The organism is Acinetobacter rongchengensis, from assembly GCF_003611475.1.
Classification (GTDB): Bacteria; Pseudomonadota; Gammaproteobacteria; order Pseudomonadales; family Moraxellaceae; genus Acinetobacter; species Acinetobacter rongchengensis.
In genome coordinates this window covers 1-15,580 of sequence record NZ_RAXT01000024.1, presented here as the reverse complement: position 1 = coordinate 15,580, position 15,580 = coordinate 1, and the positions used below count along the sequence as shown (strand labels likewise).

At 37.9% G+C, this 15,580-nt stretch carries 12 protein-coding genes; 6 read left to right on the top strand and 6 right to left on the bottom strand.

Annotation, left to right across the window (positions count from 1 at the left end; all coding sequences use genetic code 11):
* Positions 1–20: 20 nt before the first annotated feature.
* Positions 21–866, top strand: a complete 846-nt coding sequence (locus tag D7V20_RS11575) for an SDR family NAD(P)-dependent oxidoreductase (protein WP_120384440.1) — start codon at positions 21–23, stop codon at positions 864–866.
* A complete protein-coding gene (locus D7V20_RS11570) occupies positions 866–1,723 on the top strand; it encodes an SDR family NAD(P)-dependent oxidoreductase (protein ID WP_235831634.1) in 858 nt (285 codons plus the stop codon). The genes D7V20_RS11575 and D7V20_RS11570 overlap by 1 nt, the downstream gene beginning before the upstream one ends.
* 167 nt (positions 1,724–1,890) lie before the next feature.
* Here D7V20_RS11570 and D7V20_RS11565 read toward each other — a convergent pair whose 3' ends face one another.
* Positions 1,891–3,003, bottom strand: a complete 1,113-nt coding sequence (locus tag D7V20_RS11565; protein ID WP_120384438.1) for an S-(hydroxymethyl)glutathione dehydrogenase/class III alcohol dehydrogenase — start codon at positions 3,001–3,003, stop codon at positions 1,891–1,893.
* A gap of 21 nt (positions 3,004–3,024) precedes the next feature.
* Positions 3,025–3,300 carry a metal/formaldehyde-sensitive transcriptional repressor gene (locus D7V20_RS11560; RefSeq protein ID WP_120384437.1) on the bottom strand — a complete coding sequence of 92 codons (276 nt, stop codon included), beginning with the start codon at positions 3,298–3,300 and terminating at the stop codon, positions 3,025–3,027.
* 447 nt (positions 3,301–3,747) lie between these two features.
* Between D7V20_RS11560 and mutS the strand changes: the two genes are divergently transcribed.
* The 4 genes from mutS (at position 3,748) to D7V20_RS11540 (ending at position 8,715) form a co-directional block, all read left to right on the top strand.
* The gene (gene mutS / locus D7V20_RS11555; protein ID WP_120384436.1) at positions 3,748–6,390 is read left to right on the top strand and encodes a DNA mismatch repair protein MutS; all 2,643 of its coding nucleotides are present in this window, start codon (positions 3,748–3,750) and stop codon (positions 6,388–6,390) included.
* 217 nt (positions 6,391–6,607) lie between these two features.
* On the top strand, positions 6,608–6,931 hold the full coding sequence (gene fdxA, locus D7V20_RS11550; protein ID WP_120384435.1) for a ferredoxin FdxA: 324 nt from the start codon (positions 6,608–6,610) through the stop codon (positions 6,929–6,931).
* A 140-nt stretch (positions 6,932–7,071) separates the two neighbouring features.
* Positions 7,072–7,791, top strand: a complete 720-nt coding sequence (locus D7V20_RS11545) for a D-Ala-D-Ala carboxypeptidase family metallohydrolase (protein ID WP_120384434.1) — start codon at positions 7,072–7,074, stop codon at positions 7,789–7,791.
* 258 nt (positions 7,792–8,049) lie between these two features.
* On the top strand, positions 8,050–8,715 hold the full coding sequence (locus D7V20_RS11540) for an O-methyltransferase (protein ID WP_120384433.1): 666 nt from the start codon (positions 8,050–8,052) through the stop codon (positions 8,713–8,715).
* 384 nt (positions 8,716–9,099) lie between these two features.
* On the opposite strand, the gene D7V20_RS11535 is transcribed toward D7V20_RS11540, so the two are convergent.
* From D7V20_RS11535 to D7V20_RS11520, 4 genes are all read right to left on the bottom strand, one after another.
* On the bottom strand, positions 9,100–9,942 hold the full coding sequence (locus tag D7V20_RS11535; RefSeq protein ID WP_120384432.1) for a universal stress protein: 843 nt from the start codon (positions 9,940–9,942) through the stop codon (positions 9,100–9,102).
* 126 nt (positions 9,943–10,068) lie between these two features.
* Positions 10,069–10,686: an acyltransferase gene (locus D7V20_RS11530; protein ID WP_120384431.1), complete on the bottom strand. Its 618-nt coding sequence runs from the start codon at positions 10,684–10,686 to the stop codon at positions 10,069–10,071.
* A complete protein-coding gene (locus tag D7V20_RS11525; RefSeq protein WP_120384430.1) occupies positions 10,679–11,275 on the bottom strand; it encodes an IMPACT family protein in 597 nt (198 codons plus the stop codon). Before D7V20_RS11525 ends, D7V20_RS11530 begins: the two co-directional genes overlap by 8 nt.
* 113 nt (positions 11,276–11,388) lie before the next feature.
* A partial coding sequence (locus D7V20_RS11520; RefSeq protein ID WP_120384429.1) for a beta strand repeat-containing protein occupies positions 11,389–15,580 on the bottom strand: 4,192 nt, incomplete at its 5' end.

Genomic DNA, 15,580 nt, shown 5'->3' with positions numbered 1-15,580 from the left:
ATTCAACTGAGAATAAGAAAATGACACAATATTTTTCAAATAAAGTCATCATTATTACTGGCGCTGGTTCGGGTATGGGACGCGCCTATGCATTGGCTTTTGCAAAGCTTGGTACAAAACTAGGTCTGAATGATTTTAATTTAGCTGGACTTGATGAAACTATTCAGCTGATCAAAGATCAGACACCAAGTTGTCATATGGTCAGCCAAGCTTTTGATGTATCAGATCAAAATAAAATGCAAACTTTTGCCAATTTATGTCAACAAAAACTGGGGAATGCTTTTGTTGTCATCAATAATGCGGGGGTTGAAGGTGCTCATATGCCCGCTTGGCAAATGGATTTAAGCAATTATGAACATGTGATGAAAATTAATTTTTTTGGTGTTGTATCTGGTACACGTGCATTTTTACCTCAATTACTGTCAGAACATACAGGACATATTGTCAATGTATCCAGTATCTTCGGTCTAGCTGGTACACCAAACCATTCAGACTATTGCGCCAGTAAGTTTGCAGTAAGAGGTTACAGCGAAGCGCTGATGTGTGAATTACAAAATAGTGGTGTTCAAGTCCATTTACTACACCCAGGTGGAATTGACACAAATATTGCAAAGTCTACCGGTGGACAGGCTTTTTCTAAACATTATTTAAAAACTTCACCTGAGGAAATCACCGAATATTTAATTAAACATATTGAAAAAGGCTCAACACGCATCGTATACGGCAATGATTCTATGAAAATATGGTTAGGATCTAAGTTTGTACCTTTAAAAATATTAAACAAGTTGATTTGGTCAGACATGAAAAAAGTCATTGACCAGAAGCCCTATAACTTAATCAAACTCAAAAAAGGAATGTTTAAATGATTAAGCATTTTAATCATGCTGTAGTCGCGATTACTGGTGCAGGTTCAGGAATTGGACGTGCTTTGGCAATACGTTTCGCTCAGGAAAACTGCCATTTAGCACTCTCAGATCTCCATTTAGACTCAGTTGAAGAAACCAAACAAATCATTCAAAGCAAAGCTCGTTTTAAAGATTTAAAAATTACATGCCAAAAAGTTGATGTGAGTGACCAGCAACAAGTTTTTGATTGGGCCAAATATGTATTTGACACCCATGGCAAAGTAAATTTGATTATTAACAATGCAGGTGTCGCATTATCAGGCACAGTAGCTGCCTTAGAAATTAAAGATTATCAATGGATTATGAATATTAATTTTTGGGGCGTTATTTACGGTACCAAAGCATTCTTGCCCTATTTGGAACAATCAGGTGAAGGACATATTGTCAATATTTCGAGTGTCTTTGGTTTGACAGCACAGCCCTTTATGAGTGGCTATAATGCCAGTAAATATGCTGTACGAGGCTTTACTGAAGCTCTTAGACAAGATTTAGAAATCAGTAATTCTGTCGTTAGTGCAACATGCGTACACCCTGGTGGGATCAAAACCAATATTGCTCAGTCGGCCCGAATTTCTGAAAAGTTATCCAAACTCACTGGAAAATCCTCACAAGATGCAACCAAAGAGTTTGAAATGACTTTTTTAACCTCAGCAGAAAAAGCCGCCAATACCATTTTCAAGGCGGTTAAAAACAATAAAAGACGCGTGCTTATTGGCCCAGATTCTAAACTCTATGACTGGTCAGCAAGACTTTTACCATCGTCATATCAAGCGATATTTACAGCTGTTGTACGCTCACGCATGGCTAAAAAGAAATAATTCAAATAAAAACAATCCGTCAAAATAAGAACTATTACAAATAGATAATCGGAGCTTATTTCTGACGTTTTTACAACATAAACGTCTAGAAATAAGTGCTCCTTTTTTAATTTTCGTTTCCAGTACATCGCGTCGCTATAACGATGTACTGAAAATATAAGCATGATTTACGTGTAATGAATGACTGTACGAATAGATTTACCTTCATGCATTAAATCAAATGCTTCATTGATTTTTTCTAGGTCCATGGTGTGCGTCACAAATGGTTTAAGTTGGATCTTTCCTTGCATTGCATCCTCAACCATATCTGGAAGTTGTGAACGACCTTTCACCCCACCAAAAGCTGAACCAAGCCATTTACGACCCGTAACAAGTTGGAATGGTCGAGTTGAAATTTCTTGACCAGCACCTGCTACACCAATAATTACAGACTGTCCCCAACCGCGGTGGGCACATTCAAGTGCCGAACGCATCACATTCACATTTCCAATACATTCAAAAGAGTGGTCTACTCCCCATCCTGTCATTTCAACAATAACGTTTTGGATTGGCTTATCGAAATCCTGTGGATTTAAAAAGTCAGTTGCACCAAATTCTTTTGCAAGTACAAATTTTTCAGGATTTGTATCAATAGCAATAATACGCCCTGCTTTTGCTTGTCGCGCACCTTGGATAACTGCAAGTCCGATACCACCTAAACCAAAGACTGCAACACTATCACCCTCCTGTACCTTAGCGGTATTATGTACAGCACCGATACCTGTGGTAACACCACAACCCAATAAACATACATGCTCAGGGTTTGCTTCTGGGTTGATTTTTGCCAAAGAAACTTCAGCGACTACCGTATATTCACTAAAGGTCGAACAGCCCATATAGTGGTAAATGGGTTGACCATTATAAGAAAAACGTGTTGTGCCATCTGGCATTAAACCCTTACCTTGTGTTTCACGGACTGCGACGCACAGATTGGTTTTGCCTGATTTACAGAACAGACATTCACCACATTCAGCTGTATAAAGTGGAATGACATGATCACCAGCTTTAACACTGGTTACACCCTCACCCACTTCGACAACAACACCAGCACCTTCATGCCCTAAAATAACAGGAAATACGCCTTCTGGATCACTACCAGATAAGGTAAACGCATCGGTATGGCACACGCCTGTATGCGAGATTTTGATTAAGACTTCACCTTTTTTAGGCGGCTCAACATCTACTTCAACGATTTTAAGCGGTTCACCTGGACCAAATGCAACAGCAGCACGTGATTTCATAGAATTTCTCCTAATAAAAACTTATTTTAAATATGACTTGAGAATCTTAGCGATCTCAGTCAGTTCTTCACTTCGTTGTTGTTCTGTGGTTTCACCCGAGACCAAGGTATCTTTTAAATGAACTTCTAACATTTCATTCATTAGACCATTGATTGCACCACGCACAGAACATATTTGTTGCAAAATTGCCCCACACTCCACACCATCTTCTAAAGCATTTTCAATCGCTTGAGCTTGTCCAATAATGCGTTTAACACGCAGAAGTATTTTTTTCTTATCTTCAACTTGATTTGGCATAAATCATTATCCATTCAAAGCTTGTAGTATAGTACCCTATAGTATAAAAGATAGAAATGAATCATCGAAAAATAATCGTAATGAGGTTTTTAAGTCATTAATATTCAATTAGTTAAAATTAAAAAATTATCCATATAGATCTTGGCTTACAGATGCCTACGCTCAAACTAGCAATTACGCATTCTAAAAAAGTTTTTTTGTTGCTTATTTCCTCAATCCTATCGGTAATCCTTTTTGCGAATCAGTCTCAATTTGTTAAGATGGTAAACCGTAAGGAATCAAATTGATTTCTTGTACACTGTCGATCTAAAAGACATAGAAACAAATTCAAACCATCTGTTTCTTCTAATGTTAGTTCGGTTTTGTAGAGAAATAATTTGAATTGGTTAGACAGCCAAACTCTCCAATTAGCCCTATTTAATTTTTAAATTTAAGGTTTTAATATACATGAATAACATAGAAACAACGGCTGATCTATCTTCTCACACCCCTATGATGCAGCAATATCTAAAAGTAAAAATGCAGCATCCACATTCTTTAATGTTTTATCGTATGGGTGACTTTTACGAACTTTTTTTTGATGATGCAAAAAAAGCAGCCAAATTACTGGGTATTACACTCACTCATCGTGGCAAGGCCAATGGTGCGCCAATTCCTATGGCGGGTGTGCCTTATCATGCTGCTGAAGGCTATTTAGCACGTTTAGTAAAAAAAGGCGAAACTGTCGTTATCTGTGAGCAAATTGGTGAAGTTACAGGTAAAGGTCCCGTAGAACGTGGAGTTGTTCGAATCATCACGCCTGGCACACTCACAGATGATGCCTTATTAACAGCAACACAAAGTTCAAATCTTGTTGCATTATGCTTCCAACAAAATCAAATTGGTATCGCTTTACTGGACTTAAGTGCAGGTATTTTTAAAGTTCAACAACAAGAATTCAAAACAGAGCAACTGGCTATTGAATTAGCACGTTTAATGCCAAGTGAGATCCTCATTGATGAAGATATAATTGATCCAAATATTATTGAATCTATAAAAAAACAAATCGATTGCCCTGTAACCAAACGTCCAAATGTTGATTTTAATTTAAATAATGCACAAAAAACTTTATGCGATCAGTTTGCTGTTGCCACACTTTCTGGTTTTGGGATTGATCATTTACCCTTAGCCAAAGCTGCAGCTGCTTCTTTAATTCATTATGCCAAAGAAACTCAAAAAACTGCATTACCACATATTCGTTCAATAAAATTAGAGCAAAGCTCAGATTTTATTGCACTAGATCCTGTCACTCGTCGTAATTTAGAAATCATTGATCCATTGTTTGAACACGGCACTTCGTTATTTCATTTAATTAATGATTGCCAAACTGCTATGGGTGGCCGTTTACTTGCCCGTACATTGATGCAACCCATCCGTGATACACAACTTCTCGATGCCCGCTTAGACGCAATTGAAGCATTTTTACAGGGTTATCATGAGTCCCCAGTGAGATTGGTGTTAAAAGAAATTGGTGATATTGAGCGTGTGTTAAGCCGTGTTGCTCTTGGAAGTGCTCGTCCCCGTGATTTAGTCCAATTACGCCAAGCCTGTGCACAAATTCCATTCCTTCGTCATGCAATTCAACCTATTCTCAATACTAAAAAATCAGCATTTATTTCGCAATTAAATGAAGAACTTGGTGATTTTAATGGTTTGCATCAGCGTCTAATGTCAGCCATTGTTGAACAACCTCCTGTACTTCTTCGGGATGGCAATGTAATTGCAGAAGGTTTCGATGCTGAGTTGGATGAACTGCGTAAAATTAGGGATCATGCAGGACAATTCCTGATTGATTTGGAAATACAAGAGCGTGAAGCTACAGGAATCAATACCTTAAAAATTGGCTATAACCGTGTCAGTGGCTATTATATTGAATTAACGCGAGCTCAAGCGGAACAAGCGCCTGAGCATTATATTCGCCGTCAAACACTGAAAAATGCAGAGCGTTATATCACGCCTGAACTGAAATCTTTTGAAGATAAAGTCTTGTCGAGTGAGTCTCGTGCACTTGCCCGCGAAAAGCTTTTGTTCGAAATGCTATTGAATGAATTAAAAGCAGATATTGCCAATTTGCAGATGATGAGTGCTTCTATTTCACACATCGATATGTTGTGTAATTTTGCCCACCAAGCGCGTTTACACAGTTGGAACCGTCCTGAATATAGTCCTGAAATTGGTATTAAAATTACAGCCGGACGTCATCCAGTGGTAGAAGCTTTAAATAAAGCTCCGTATACACCGAATGACGCACTGCTTGATTTTAATCATCGTATGGCGATCATTACAGGCCCTAACATGGGGGGTAAATCGACATTTATGCGTCAAACAGCATTGATTAGCTTACTTGCTTACTGTGGTAGCTTTGTACCTGCTAAAGCTGCAAAGTTAGGTCCAATCGATCGTATTTTCACACGTATTGGTTCTGCCGATGATTTATCTACTGGCAAATCAACGTTTATGGTGGAAATGACTGAAACTTCTCAAATTTTGCACCATGCCACCAATCAATCATTAGTATTGATGGATGAAGTTGGTCGTGGTACCAGTACTTATGATGGTTTATCCCTCGCATGGGCATGTGTACTCGATTTAACCAAGCGAATCAAATGTCTATGTCTGTTTGCAACACATTATTTTGAGCTTACAGAACTGGCTAAAGAATCAGCAATTGATAACTATCACGTCACAGCAAAAGAACTCAATGGTAATTTAATTCTTTTGCACAAAGTACAACACGGCCCTGCAAGCCAAAGTCATGGTTTACAAGTTGCAAAACTTGCTGGTATTCCTGCGAGTGTGATTAAAGAAGCACAAAAACGCTTAAAAATTTTAGAAAAACAACAGCAGCAACCACAATCCGTTATCCAAAATGATTTGTTTGCTGAATCTGAGGTTTTTCAAGCTGAACCTGAAATCATTGAAAAAGTGATTGAGGTGGAAAAAGCATCACCTGTTTTAGACGCATTATCCGTGATTGATGTGGATGATTTAACCCCTCGTGAAGCCCTTGCCCAACTGTATGCACTGAAAGAACTTTTAAAACAGCCTTAGTTTTTATTGTTCTAGCCTTATTCAAAAAAGTGCAAAGCTGGATAATTAAGTCGAGCTTTGCACTTTTTGAGTGAAAAATAGTCTGTTTATTCTTTTTTTATCAAAATTAGCAGTCCTGCATATAATAAATATCAATAAAAGCAATTGTTAGTTGGGGTACTTTTTGCCTAAAATACACCATTATTAATTAGAACCATATTTTTAGGTAGCTGACGCCATGACCTTTGTTGTCACTGAAAATTGTATCAAGTGTAAATACCAAGACTGCGTAGAAGTATGTCCTGTTGACTGTTTTTATGAAGGTCCGAATTTCCTTGTCATTAGTCCGGATGAATGTATTGACTGTGCACTTTGCGAACCTGAATGTCCTGCAAATGCAATCTTTTCTGAAGACGAGCTACCAGAAGGTCAAGAAGTCTTTATTGAATTAAATGCTGAGTTGGCTCAGAAATGGCCTAACATCACTCAAATTGGCGATCAACCTGCGGATCGTGAAGAGTGGAATGGTAAACCTGATAAATTACAATACTTAGAAAAGTAATTTTTTGAGATTAAAGATCAGCTTAAGCTGGTCTTTTTTCATTTGAATAAACAAATTGTACATTTATTTGCAATTTATCCATATTACGAGATTCAAACTAGTCTAGAATAGCCCGTTACCTTCTTTAGCTAATATTGAGAATGAAAAATATTCTAAAAGGTCTGCTTACAGTCAGTTTTTTTGCAACACTTTTGACTGCTTGTACGTCTTCTCCCCAAAAAGGTCCAACGATTAGTACACCTCATGGCCATCGAATTTATATTCCTCAGGAAAAAATTATGATTGAACGTGCTATTCCACCTAAAGTCATGCCCAACTCATATCGTAATTGGCTCATGATCGGTTCTAATCAGTCACGTGCCCGTGATTATGAACGTTTTCTTGAAAAGAATAGCGTTGGAAATATTATTCCAAGTTTTGAACTTTTTAAAACGGCCCGTGATTGGGACAAATGTGGTAAATCTGAATATATGATTCCAAGTGAAGAAATTTGGCGGAATCAATTACCGACTTTAAAAGTATTTAAATATTTAGTGGCTTCAAAAGTACTCACAGATTTCACAGTGACATCGGTGTATCGTGATTTACCCTTAAACCAATGTGCTGGTGGTGCAAGTTCTTCACGCCATTTGTTTAATTCGGCAATCGATTTCCGTATTGGGCCTGAATATCCGCAACCTGAAGATTATGCATATATTGAAAATACCAAATTCAAACTCTGTCAATTCTGGTCGCAGTATGGACAAAGCTTAAATATGGGACTGGGTTTATATGCTTCTGGTCAAATTCATATTGACACACAAGGCTACCGTACTTGGGGACCTGATTTAACCCGTAATAGTTCGATGTGTAATTTCTAATCGTATTTGAATGCTGACTGTTTTAAATTGCCATTTTTAGAATATAAAAGAGATCATTTGATCTCTTTTTATTTGGCTGTTCACTTTAAGAAAAAAGTTACTCTACTCAAGTAATCTTTCAATTCAATTTTTATATAAATCTTTAGCCAAAATAATGCTTAAATATTATCCAAAAGTTTCCATGAAAATTGCACTCTACGTATAAACCATTAAAATGCACATTACACAAACCCAGTGACTCTAATGAGGCGGTACAACATGCAACAAATGTGGTCAGACATCGATAGTTACATCGAATCACATTTAATCCCTGAAGACCCAATTTTGACTCAAACACTCAAAAATACTGAGGATAAAGGTTTTCCAGATCATCTTGCTGTTGCTGCAAACCAAGGCATGCTTTTACAAATGCTTATTCAAATGAATCAATGTAAACGTGTTTTGGAATTAGGGACATTTGCTGCATATAGCACCATGTGGTTAGCACGAGCATTGCCTAAAGATGGTTATATTTTAACGATTGAAGGCCGAGACACCCATGCCGCTTTAGGGCAAGAAAACATTGATCGAGCTCAACTTCCACAAACGATCGAACTTAAAGTTGGGCGTGCGGCTGATATATTAAATGCCTTAGCTGAAAATACTGAACCTTTCGATTTTATTTTTGTTGATGCTGATAAACAAAGTTATCCTGAATATTTGGAACTCAGTTTAAAATTTTCTCACGCTGGTACAGTAATCGTTTTAGACAATGTGATTCGTGCAGGTGACATACTGGACCCTGAAAATCATAAACCAAGTATCGAAGGGATTCGTGACATGTATAAAGCCATGCAGAATCATCCAAAAATTTTATCGTGCACTGCCCTACAAACTGTCGGTAGTAAAGGCCATGATGGTTTTGCAATTGCCATTGTAAAATAAAATATTTTTCATCTAAAAAATCCTCTATCGTTATAGCGGATTTTTTTGTTTGACAATATGAATTGGTATTTTTAGCCAGCACAATCAATGCACTGATTTATCCCCTGAACTTGTTTGTAGAATTGTGGATAACTCATATATTACCAATTAAACACATGAATATACGATATTTTTAACAACAGTTTGTTTTTTAATCAATTAAATTAATCTCCTCAAAAAAAGCTATTGCATTTTAAATTGCAATATTTCACAAGATTTTTTTTAATTTTTCTGATAAAAAATGCCACGTATTTTAAAAGACGTGGCATTCAAATTTCGTGAATAAAATCACAGTAATTACTTAACTAATCACCTATTATTTTAAGACTTAAATTGACTCAAAACTTATTTTGCAACCAGTAATGGAACTGATGAGTTACGGAAAATAGTGGTGGTTACACTTCCTAAGAAAAATTGATGAATTTTACTGTGACTGAATGCACCAAGCACAATCAATTGAATTTGGTGCTGATTTTGGTATTCCAAAATATTCTCCGCAACATCGCCATAACGATATTCGACTACCACATCCAAACCCGCATCTTTTAAACGCTGTGTTGGTTCATTGAGTATTTCAGGATGATCGCCAACATAAACCAAGTGACATTGTAATAATCGGAGTAGATCACTTTTTTCAACCCGCTTTAACATTTTCTGACAAGCATCTGAAAGCTCATAAGCAAAAATAAAACGTGTAGGTGGCTTAAAAGTCTCTCCGACAGTCAGTACTGAGCTTTTTGTCCCCCGAATAAAGTTTTCAACATTACTCCCCAGTGTCTTATTTTTCTCGGCAGAACGTTCACCGACTTTACCAATCACAGCGATATCGTCAACATCTAACTGGTTAAAACTTTGTTCTAGAAAATCACCTTTTTCTTGTATCTGACTCGCTTGTATACCGTATTTTTCAAGAATATGTTCAGAGATATGTTTAAGTAAATTATTACTATAATCCAAAGCCAGTTCGCTTTGTTTTTGCTCTAATTCTGCAAGCTCTTTTAACAGCATCGCATTACTTTCGAAACCAATTACGCCACTAATTTCCCCAAGATGATAACTCGCTGGGTAATAGTCCAATACTTGTAATAAAACCAATTCACGACCAGTTTCCTGAGCAATCCATGCCGCTGCTTCTGCGACTGCATTAATGCATGGAGAAGAGTCGATACAAGCTACTACTCTGTTCATTATAACCTCGCTTTAGCTGTATAGCTTTGGGCTGTTTATTTTAAGTTAGCATAAGTTTTTATCAATTTGGACAGTATTATGTAATAAATTCCGTAATTTAATGATCTATTTATAGAAATTGAGCAATTATTCACGATATCGCACAAATCGGGCAGGATTACCAACCACAATCTCTCGTTCAGCAACATCTTTAGTCACCATGCTGTTCATCCCCACCACAGCATGTGCAGCAATTTTTACACCATCTTTAATGCCAACATGCGCCCCTAACCAAACATCCTGAGCAATTTCAATACCTTTGGATGTTACTGCTTGCTGATAAATAGGTTGAGCTAAATCCATTCCATGGTCAAAAGCATAAAGATGACAATACGCGGCTATACGTACTTGATCATGTAATTTAATTCCTGTTCGCCCCCCATCTAAAATACAATGATGATTGATTGCCACTTCATTGCCTATTTGCAAAGGCCCATGCAAAGTGCAATCAGCGGCGATAAAGGTATTGTCACCAATCACAATCTTACGACCAGGTTCCGCAAAGATATGCGCCAATGGAGAAATAAAACAATTCTTGCCAATTTCAACGGTTTCCATCGCCATCAAATAGTCTTGATATTCTTTTTGCCATTGTTCTGCCCAAACTCTATTCTTGGGCTTTAATGAATAATATAGCCATGGCATATAATTCAGTCGATGTTTATGTTGTTCTCTATATTTGAGCAATGGATCTTGTTCAAGCATTATTTTCTTCCAATACTTTGAGGTGCTCTCGCCCACGTGTGACATCTTGAATTTTTAGTTTAAGAGGTTCTATTTGATGGATTTGTAACATCGCTTCAACACTCACCCCTTGTGCAGTGTATTGCTCTGTGTAATCAATTTGCTGCGAATTCAACTCATATTGAAAAATGGCCCACTCATTAAACTGGCATTGAAAATAAACTGCTTTTTTCTCAATTTGTTCAATTTTTTCAGCCAATAATAAACATTGCCCTGCACAGCCACCATAAGCTCGAACTAAACCACCTGTACCAAGCTTAATTCCCCCATACCAGCGATTGACCAAAACAATTGTATTGGTCAACTCATTGCCTTCAATGGTTGCCAAAATAGGCCGACCTGCTGTTCCAGAAGGTTCACCATCATCATTAAATCGAACATTATGCCCTATTTTCCAAGCCCAACATTGGTGCGTTGTCGATACATCTAAATGCTTTTCTAAAAATTCTTTTACTTGCTGTTCATTTTCTACAGGTGCTGCAATCGCTTGAAATCGACTTTTTTTAATCTCTTCTTCGTAAGCCGTTTCTGTTGCTAGTGTAAAAGTCATAATCAAAATAAAAGATTCAAATAAAATACCTTTAGATTATAGCTTGTAATTCTGTGCTAAGTGACAATAAAAAAGCCCCAAGCGAGCTTAGGGCGTTATTTAGAATTGAATGATTAGAAAATAATTTGCTGATTTTGAAGTAACTCTTCAAGTGTGGTATTAACATGCTCTAGAATCAAAAGATTACTCTTGGTATAAGTGCTACCTGAGCCATCACGATCTATTTGCAGCACTGTTTGATCTTTTAAAGCATCATACGTCACCGATACATATTGTTGGATATTTCCAATATTCGCCGAGTTCTCAAGTAATTCAGTGATATCAATTTTATCCGCTTCAATATCCGTTATCACATTTCCTTTGTGAAAATCAGTCCATGTATCTACACCATTTCCACCTGTTGCATCATTCGCAACAAGCACATGGTAAATTGCTGTATCTGAACCGATTCCTCCCGTTAAAGAGTCATTATCTTTACCACCTTCTAACCAGTCATTGCCTGCATTGCCCTGTAAAGTGTCAGCACCATCTCCCCCCCGTAAAATATCATTAAATGCACCACCTTGAATTGAGTCATTTCCAGTTGTTCCATAAACTCGTACATTGGAAGTACTCAGATGTTGATCAAAATCAGAAAATTGGTCGTAAATATCTATTTTTGTTCCACTTAATAATTGAACATCTGTAAGCGAAATTGCATCTGTTTTGCTATATCCAACAATTTGACCATTACTATCTTTATTGGTATCGCTAATATAACGACTGTCCCATGCTTCAATACTTAATGTTGGTAATACAGTGACATTGAGTAGACTTGGAATATAAACAGAAGCAAGAAATTCTGTTATTTCATTGTTAGACACTATGCCATCATCTTTAGCTGTAATTTCCAAAGTGGCCACTGATCCTACTTTAATCCCTAATAGCGATAAAATGTCTCCTTCCTTATAATTAATCTGCAAACCAAGTAAATCTGCTACAGATTGCGAATATTTGATCGTTGAATCTAATGCAATGAGCTGTTCATTTTTAATAACAACTTTTTTCAAATCATTATTTAGATCATAAGCAGCTATGGGCTGATTATCTAATCGGATAAGTCCAAGGGCATCGAGTCCCACTAAACCTAATAAACTATCCTTATCTAGTACTGTGGTCGGATTCTGTGTGGTACTGACTTGATATGTTCCTATATCAAAAATATTGCTGATTGGGCTAACATTATGTGAAGCATCTGTAGCAGTTGCTGTAATTTGGAAATGAGAACCCTGAACGCTTCTAAACGTTGTATTGGTTAATGTTGGTTCATAACTCCAGCGACCTGAACCATCTGCAATTGCAGTACCGACCTCAAGATTATTTACAAAAACAGTGACAATACTGTTTTCTTCCGCAACACCATAAATAGTTGGACTTAAATCATCCGTCAGGCTACCTGAGTAAATATTGCCGAATGTCCCTACATTATCTTCCGCACCCAGAATAATCGGTGCAGGCGGTGGCGTAACATCAACATTCGAGTGGTTATCGTCAGTCGGTAAGTTTGTTAATGGAATACTTGCAGCGTCATTCCCCGCTGTGTCTTGAATGGCTGATGTATCATTATTTGCACTTGGATCGGTGTAGCTATATGTGACGCTTTGTCCAGTGCCAATTGCAGGAATAAAACTCAGGAATACATCGTTACCTGTCACGTTGATACTGCTTGGCGTAACGATTTGACCATTAACTGTAACACTAAAATCAGTCGCATTTGGTAGATTGTTTCCATCTAAAGTTTCGTTGTAATGGAATACCAATTGTCCAGCAGAATTGACTTCAACGCTTTGTAATATTGGCGCTGAGCTATCAATTGTTGAATGGTTGTCATCCGTTGGCAAAGTAGTTTGTGGAATGCTTGTAGCATCATTCCCCGCAACATCTTGAATAGCGGATGTATCATTATTCGCACTTGGATCGGTGTAGCTATACGTAACGCTTTGTCCTATCCCAATCGCTGGAATGAAACTCAATAATACATCGTTACCTGTGATTGTAATTGCAGTTGGAACAACAACTTGACCATTAACCGTGATATTAAAATCAGTCGCATTCGGTAGATTCACACCATCCAATGCTTCGTTGTAATGGAATACCAATTGCCCTGCTGGATTGACTTCAACGTTTTGTAAAACAGGTGCTGTGCTGTCAGCTGTTGCTACTGTAGAGTTATTATTGACTAGTGTTGAGCTTAAGTCTGAGGCATCGTTCCCTACGATGTCTTGAATCGCATTAATATCATTATTTACACTTGGGTCTGTATAGGAAACTTGTACATTTTGCCCTGTCGTTACTGCTTGACTGAGGCTCAAAATCACATCTTGACCACTCACGCTAATCCCAACGACATTGACGACGATCCCACCAGCGGTTACTGTAAAGTTACTTACTGATGGTAAGTTACCGTCATCTAGAATTTCGTTATAGGTCAACGTCAGTGTTGTGCCCAACGTGTCAACTGATGCACTCACAAAGTTTGGTACTGTACTATCAATATTTGAATGGTTATCGTCAGTCGGTAAGTTTGTTAGTGGAATACTACTTGCATCATTCCCTGCAACATCTTGAATGGCTGATGTATCATTATTTGCACTTGGATCTGTATAGCTATACGTAACCGTTTGTCCAATGCCAATTGCTGGAATGAAGCTCAATAAGACATCGTTGCCCGTGATTGTAATTGCAGTTGGAACAACAACTTGACCATTGACCGTGATACTAAAATCAGTCGCATTCGGTAGATTTGTACCATCCAAGGCTTCGTTATAATGGAATACCAATTGCCCTGCTGGATTGACTTCAACGCTTTGTAATTGTGGCGCTGTGCTATCCACATTCGAGTGGTTGTCATCAGTCGGTAAGTTCGTTAATGGAATACTACTCGCATCATTCCCCGCAACATCTTGAATGGCTGATGTATCATTATTCGCACTTGGATCGGTGTAGCCATAACTCACACTTTGTCCTATTCCAATTGCTGGAATAAAACTCAGGAATACATCATTGCCTATCACGTTGATACTGCTTGGCGTAACGATTTGACCATTAACCGTGATATTAAAATCAGTCGCATTCGGTAGATTGTTTCCATCTAAAGTTTCGTTGTAATGGAATACCAATTGTCCAGCAGAATTGACTTCAACGCTTTGTAATTGTGGCGCTGTACTATCAATTGTTGAATGGTTATCGTCTGCTGGTAAAGTCGTCTGTGCAATACTACTCGCATCATTCCCCGCAGCATCTTGAATGGCTGATGTATCGTTATTTACACTTGGATCGGTGTAGCTATATGTGACCGTTTGTCCTATTCCAATCGCTGGAACGAAGCTCAATAAAACATCGTTACCTGTCACGCTGATACTGCTTGGCGTAACGGTTTGACCATTAACCGTGATACTAAAATCATTGGCATTGGGTGGGTTGTTTCCATCCAAGGCTTCGTTGTAATGGAATACCAATTGTCCAGCGGGATTGACTTCAACGCTTTGTAATATTGGCGCTGTGCTATCAATTGTTGAATGGTTATCGTCAGTCGGTAAGTTTATTAATGGAATACTTGCAGCATCATTCCCCGCTGTGTCTTGAATGGCTGATGTATCGTTATTTATACTTGGATCGGTGTAGCTATACGTAACCGTTTGTCCAATGCCAATTGCTGGAATGAAGCTCAATAAGACATCGTTGCCCGTGATTGTAATTGCAGTTGGAATAACAACTTGACCATTGACCGTGATACTAAAATCATTGGCATTGGGTGGGTTGTTTCCATCTAAAGTTTCGTTGTAATGGAATACCAATTGCCCTGCTGTATTCACTTCTACGCTTTGTAATTGTGGCGCTGTGCTATCAATTGTTGAATGGTTGTCATCCATTGGCAATGTGGTTTGTGGAATGCTTCCAGCATCATTCCCCGCAACATCTTGAATGGCTGATGTATCGTTATTTACACTTGGATCGGTATAGCCATAACTCACACTTTGTCCTATTCCAATCGCTGGAATGAAACTGAGCAGAACATCATTACCTGAAATCGTAATTGTATTTGGACTCACAGTCTGACCATTGACCGTAACACTAAAATCAGTTGCATTCGGTAGATTAGTTCCATCCAATGCTTCATTGTAATGGAATACCAATTGCCCTACTAAATTGACTTCTACGCTTTGTAATTGTGGTGCAGTAAGATCAATATTCGAGTGGTTATCGTCTGATGGTAAAGCCGTCTGCGTAATACTACTCGCATCATTCCCCGCTGTATCTTGAATG

Bases quoted from the DNA above. Each gene is read 5' to 3' on its own strand.
- D7V20_RS11575 (WP_120384440.1), top strand. From the start codon at position 21: ATGACACAATATTTTTCAAATAAAGTCATCATTATTACTGGCGCTGGT.
- D7V20_RS11565 (WP_120384438.1), bottom strand. From the start codon at position 3,003: ATGAAATCACGTGCTGCTGTTGCATTTGGTCCAGGTGAACCGCTTAAA.
- D7V20_RS11560 (WP_120384437.1), bottom strand. From the start codon at position 3,300: ATGCCAAATCAAGTTGAAGATAAGAAAAAAATACTTCTGCGTGTTAAA.
- mutS (WP_120384436.1), top strand. From the start codon at position 3,748: ATGAATAACATAGAAACAACGGCTGATCTATCTTCTCACACCCCTATG.
- fdxA (WP_120384435.1), top strand. From the start codon at position 6,608: ATGACCTTTGTTGTCACTGAAAATTGTATCAAGTGTAAATACCAAGAC.
- D7V20_RS11545 (WP_120384434.1), top strand. From the start codon at position 7,072: ATGAAAAATATTCTAAAAGGTCTGCTTACAGTCAGTTTTTTTGCAACA.
- D7V20_RS11540 (WP_120384433.1), top strand. From the start codon at position 8,050: ATGCAACAAATGTGGTCAGACATCGATAGTTACATCGAATCACATTTA.
- D7V20_RS11535 (WP_120384432.1), bottom strand. From the start codon at position 9,942: ATGAACAGAGTAGTAGCTTGTATCGACTCTTCTCCATGCATTAATGCA.
- D7V20_RS11530 (WP_120384431.1), bottom strand. From the start codon at position 10,686: ATGCTTGAACAAGATCCATTGCTCAAATATAGAGAACAACATAAACAT.
- D7V20_RS11525 (WP_120384430.1), bottom strand. From the start codon at position 11,275: ATGACTTTTACACTAGCAACAGAAACGGCTTACGAAGAAGAGATTAAA.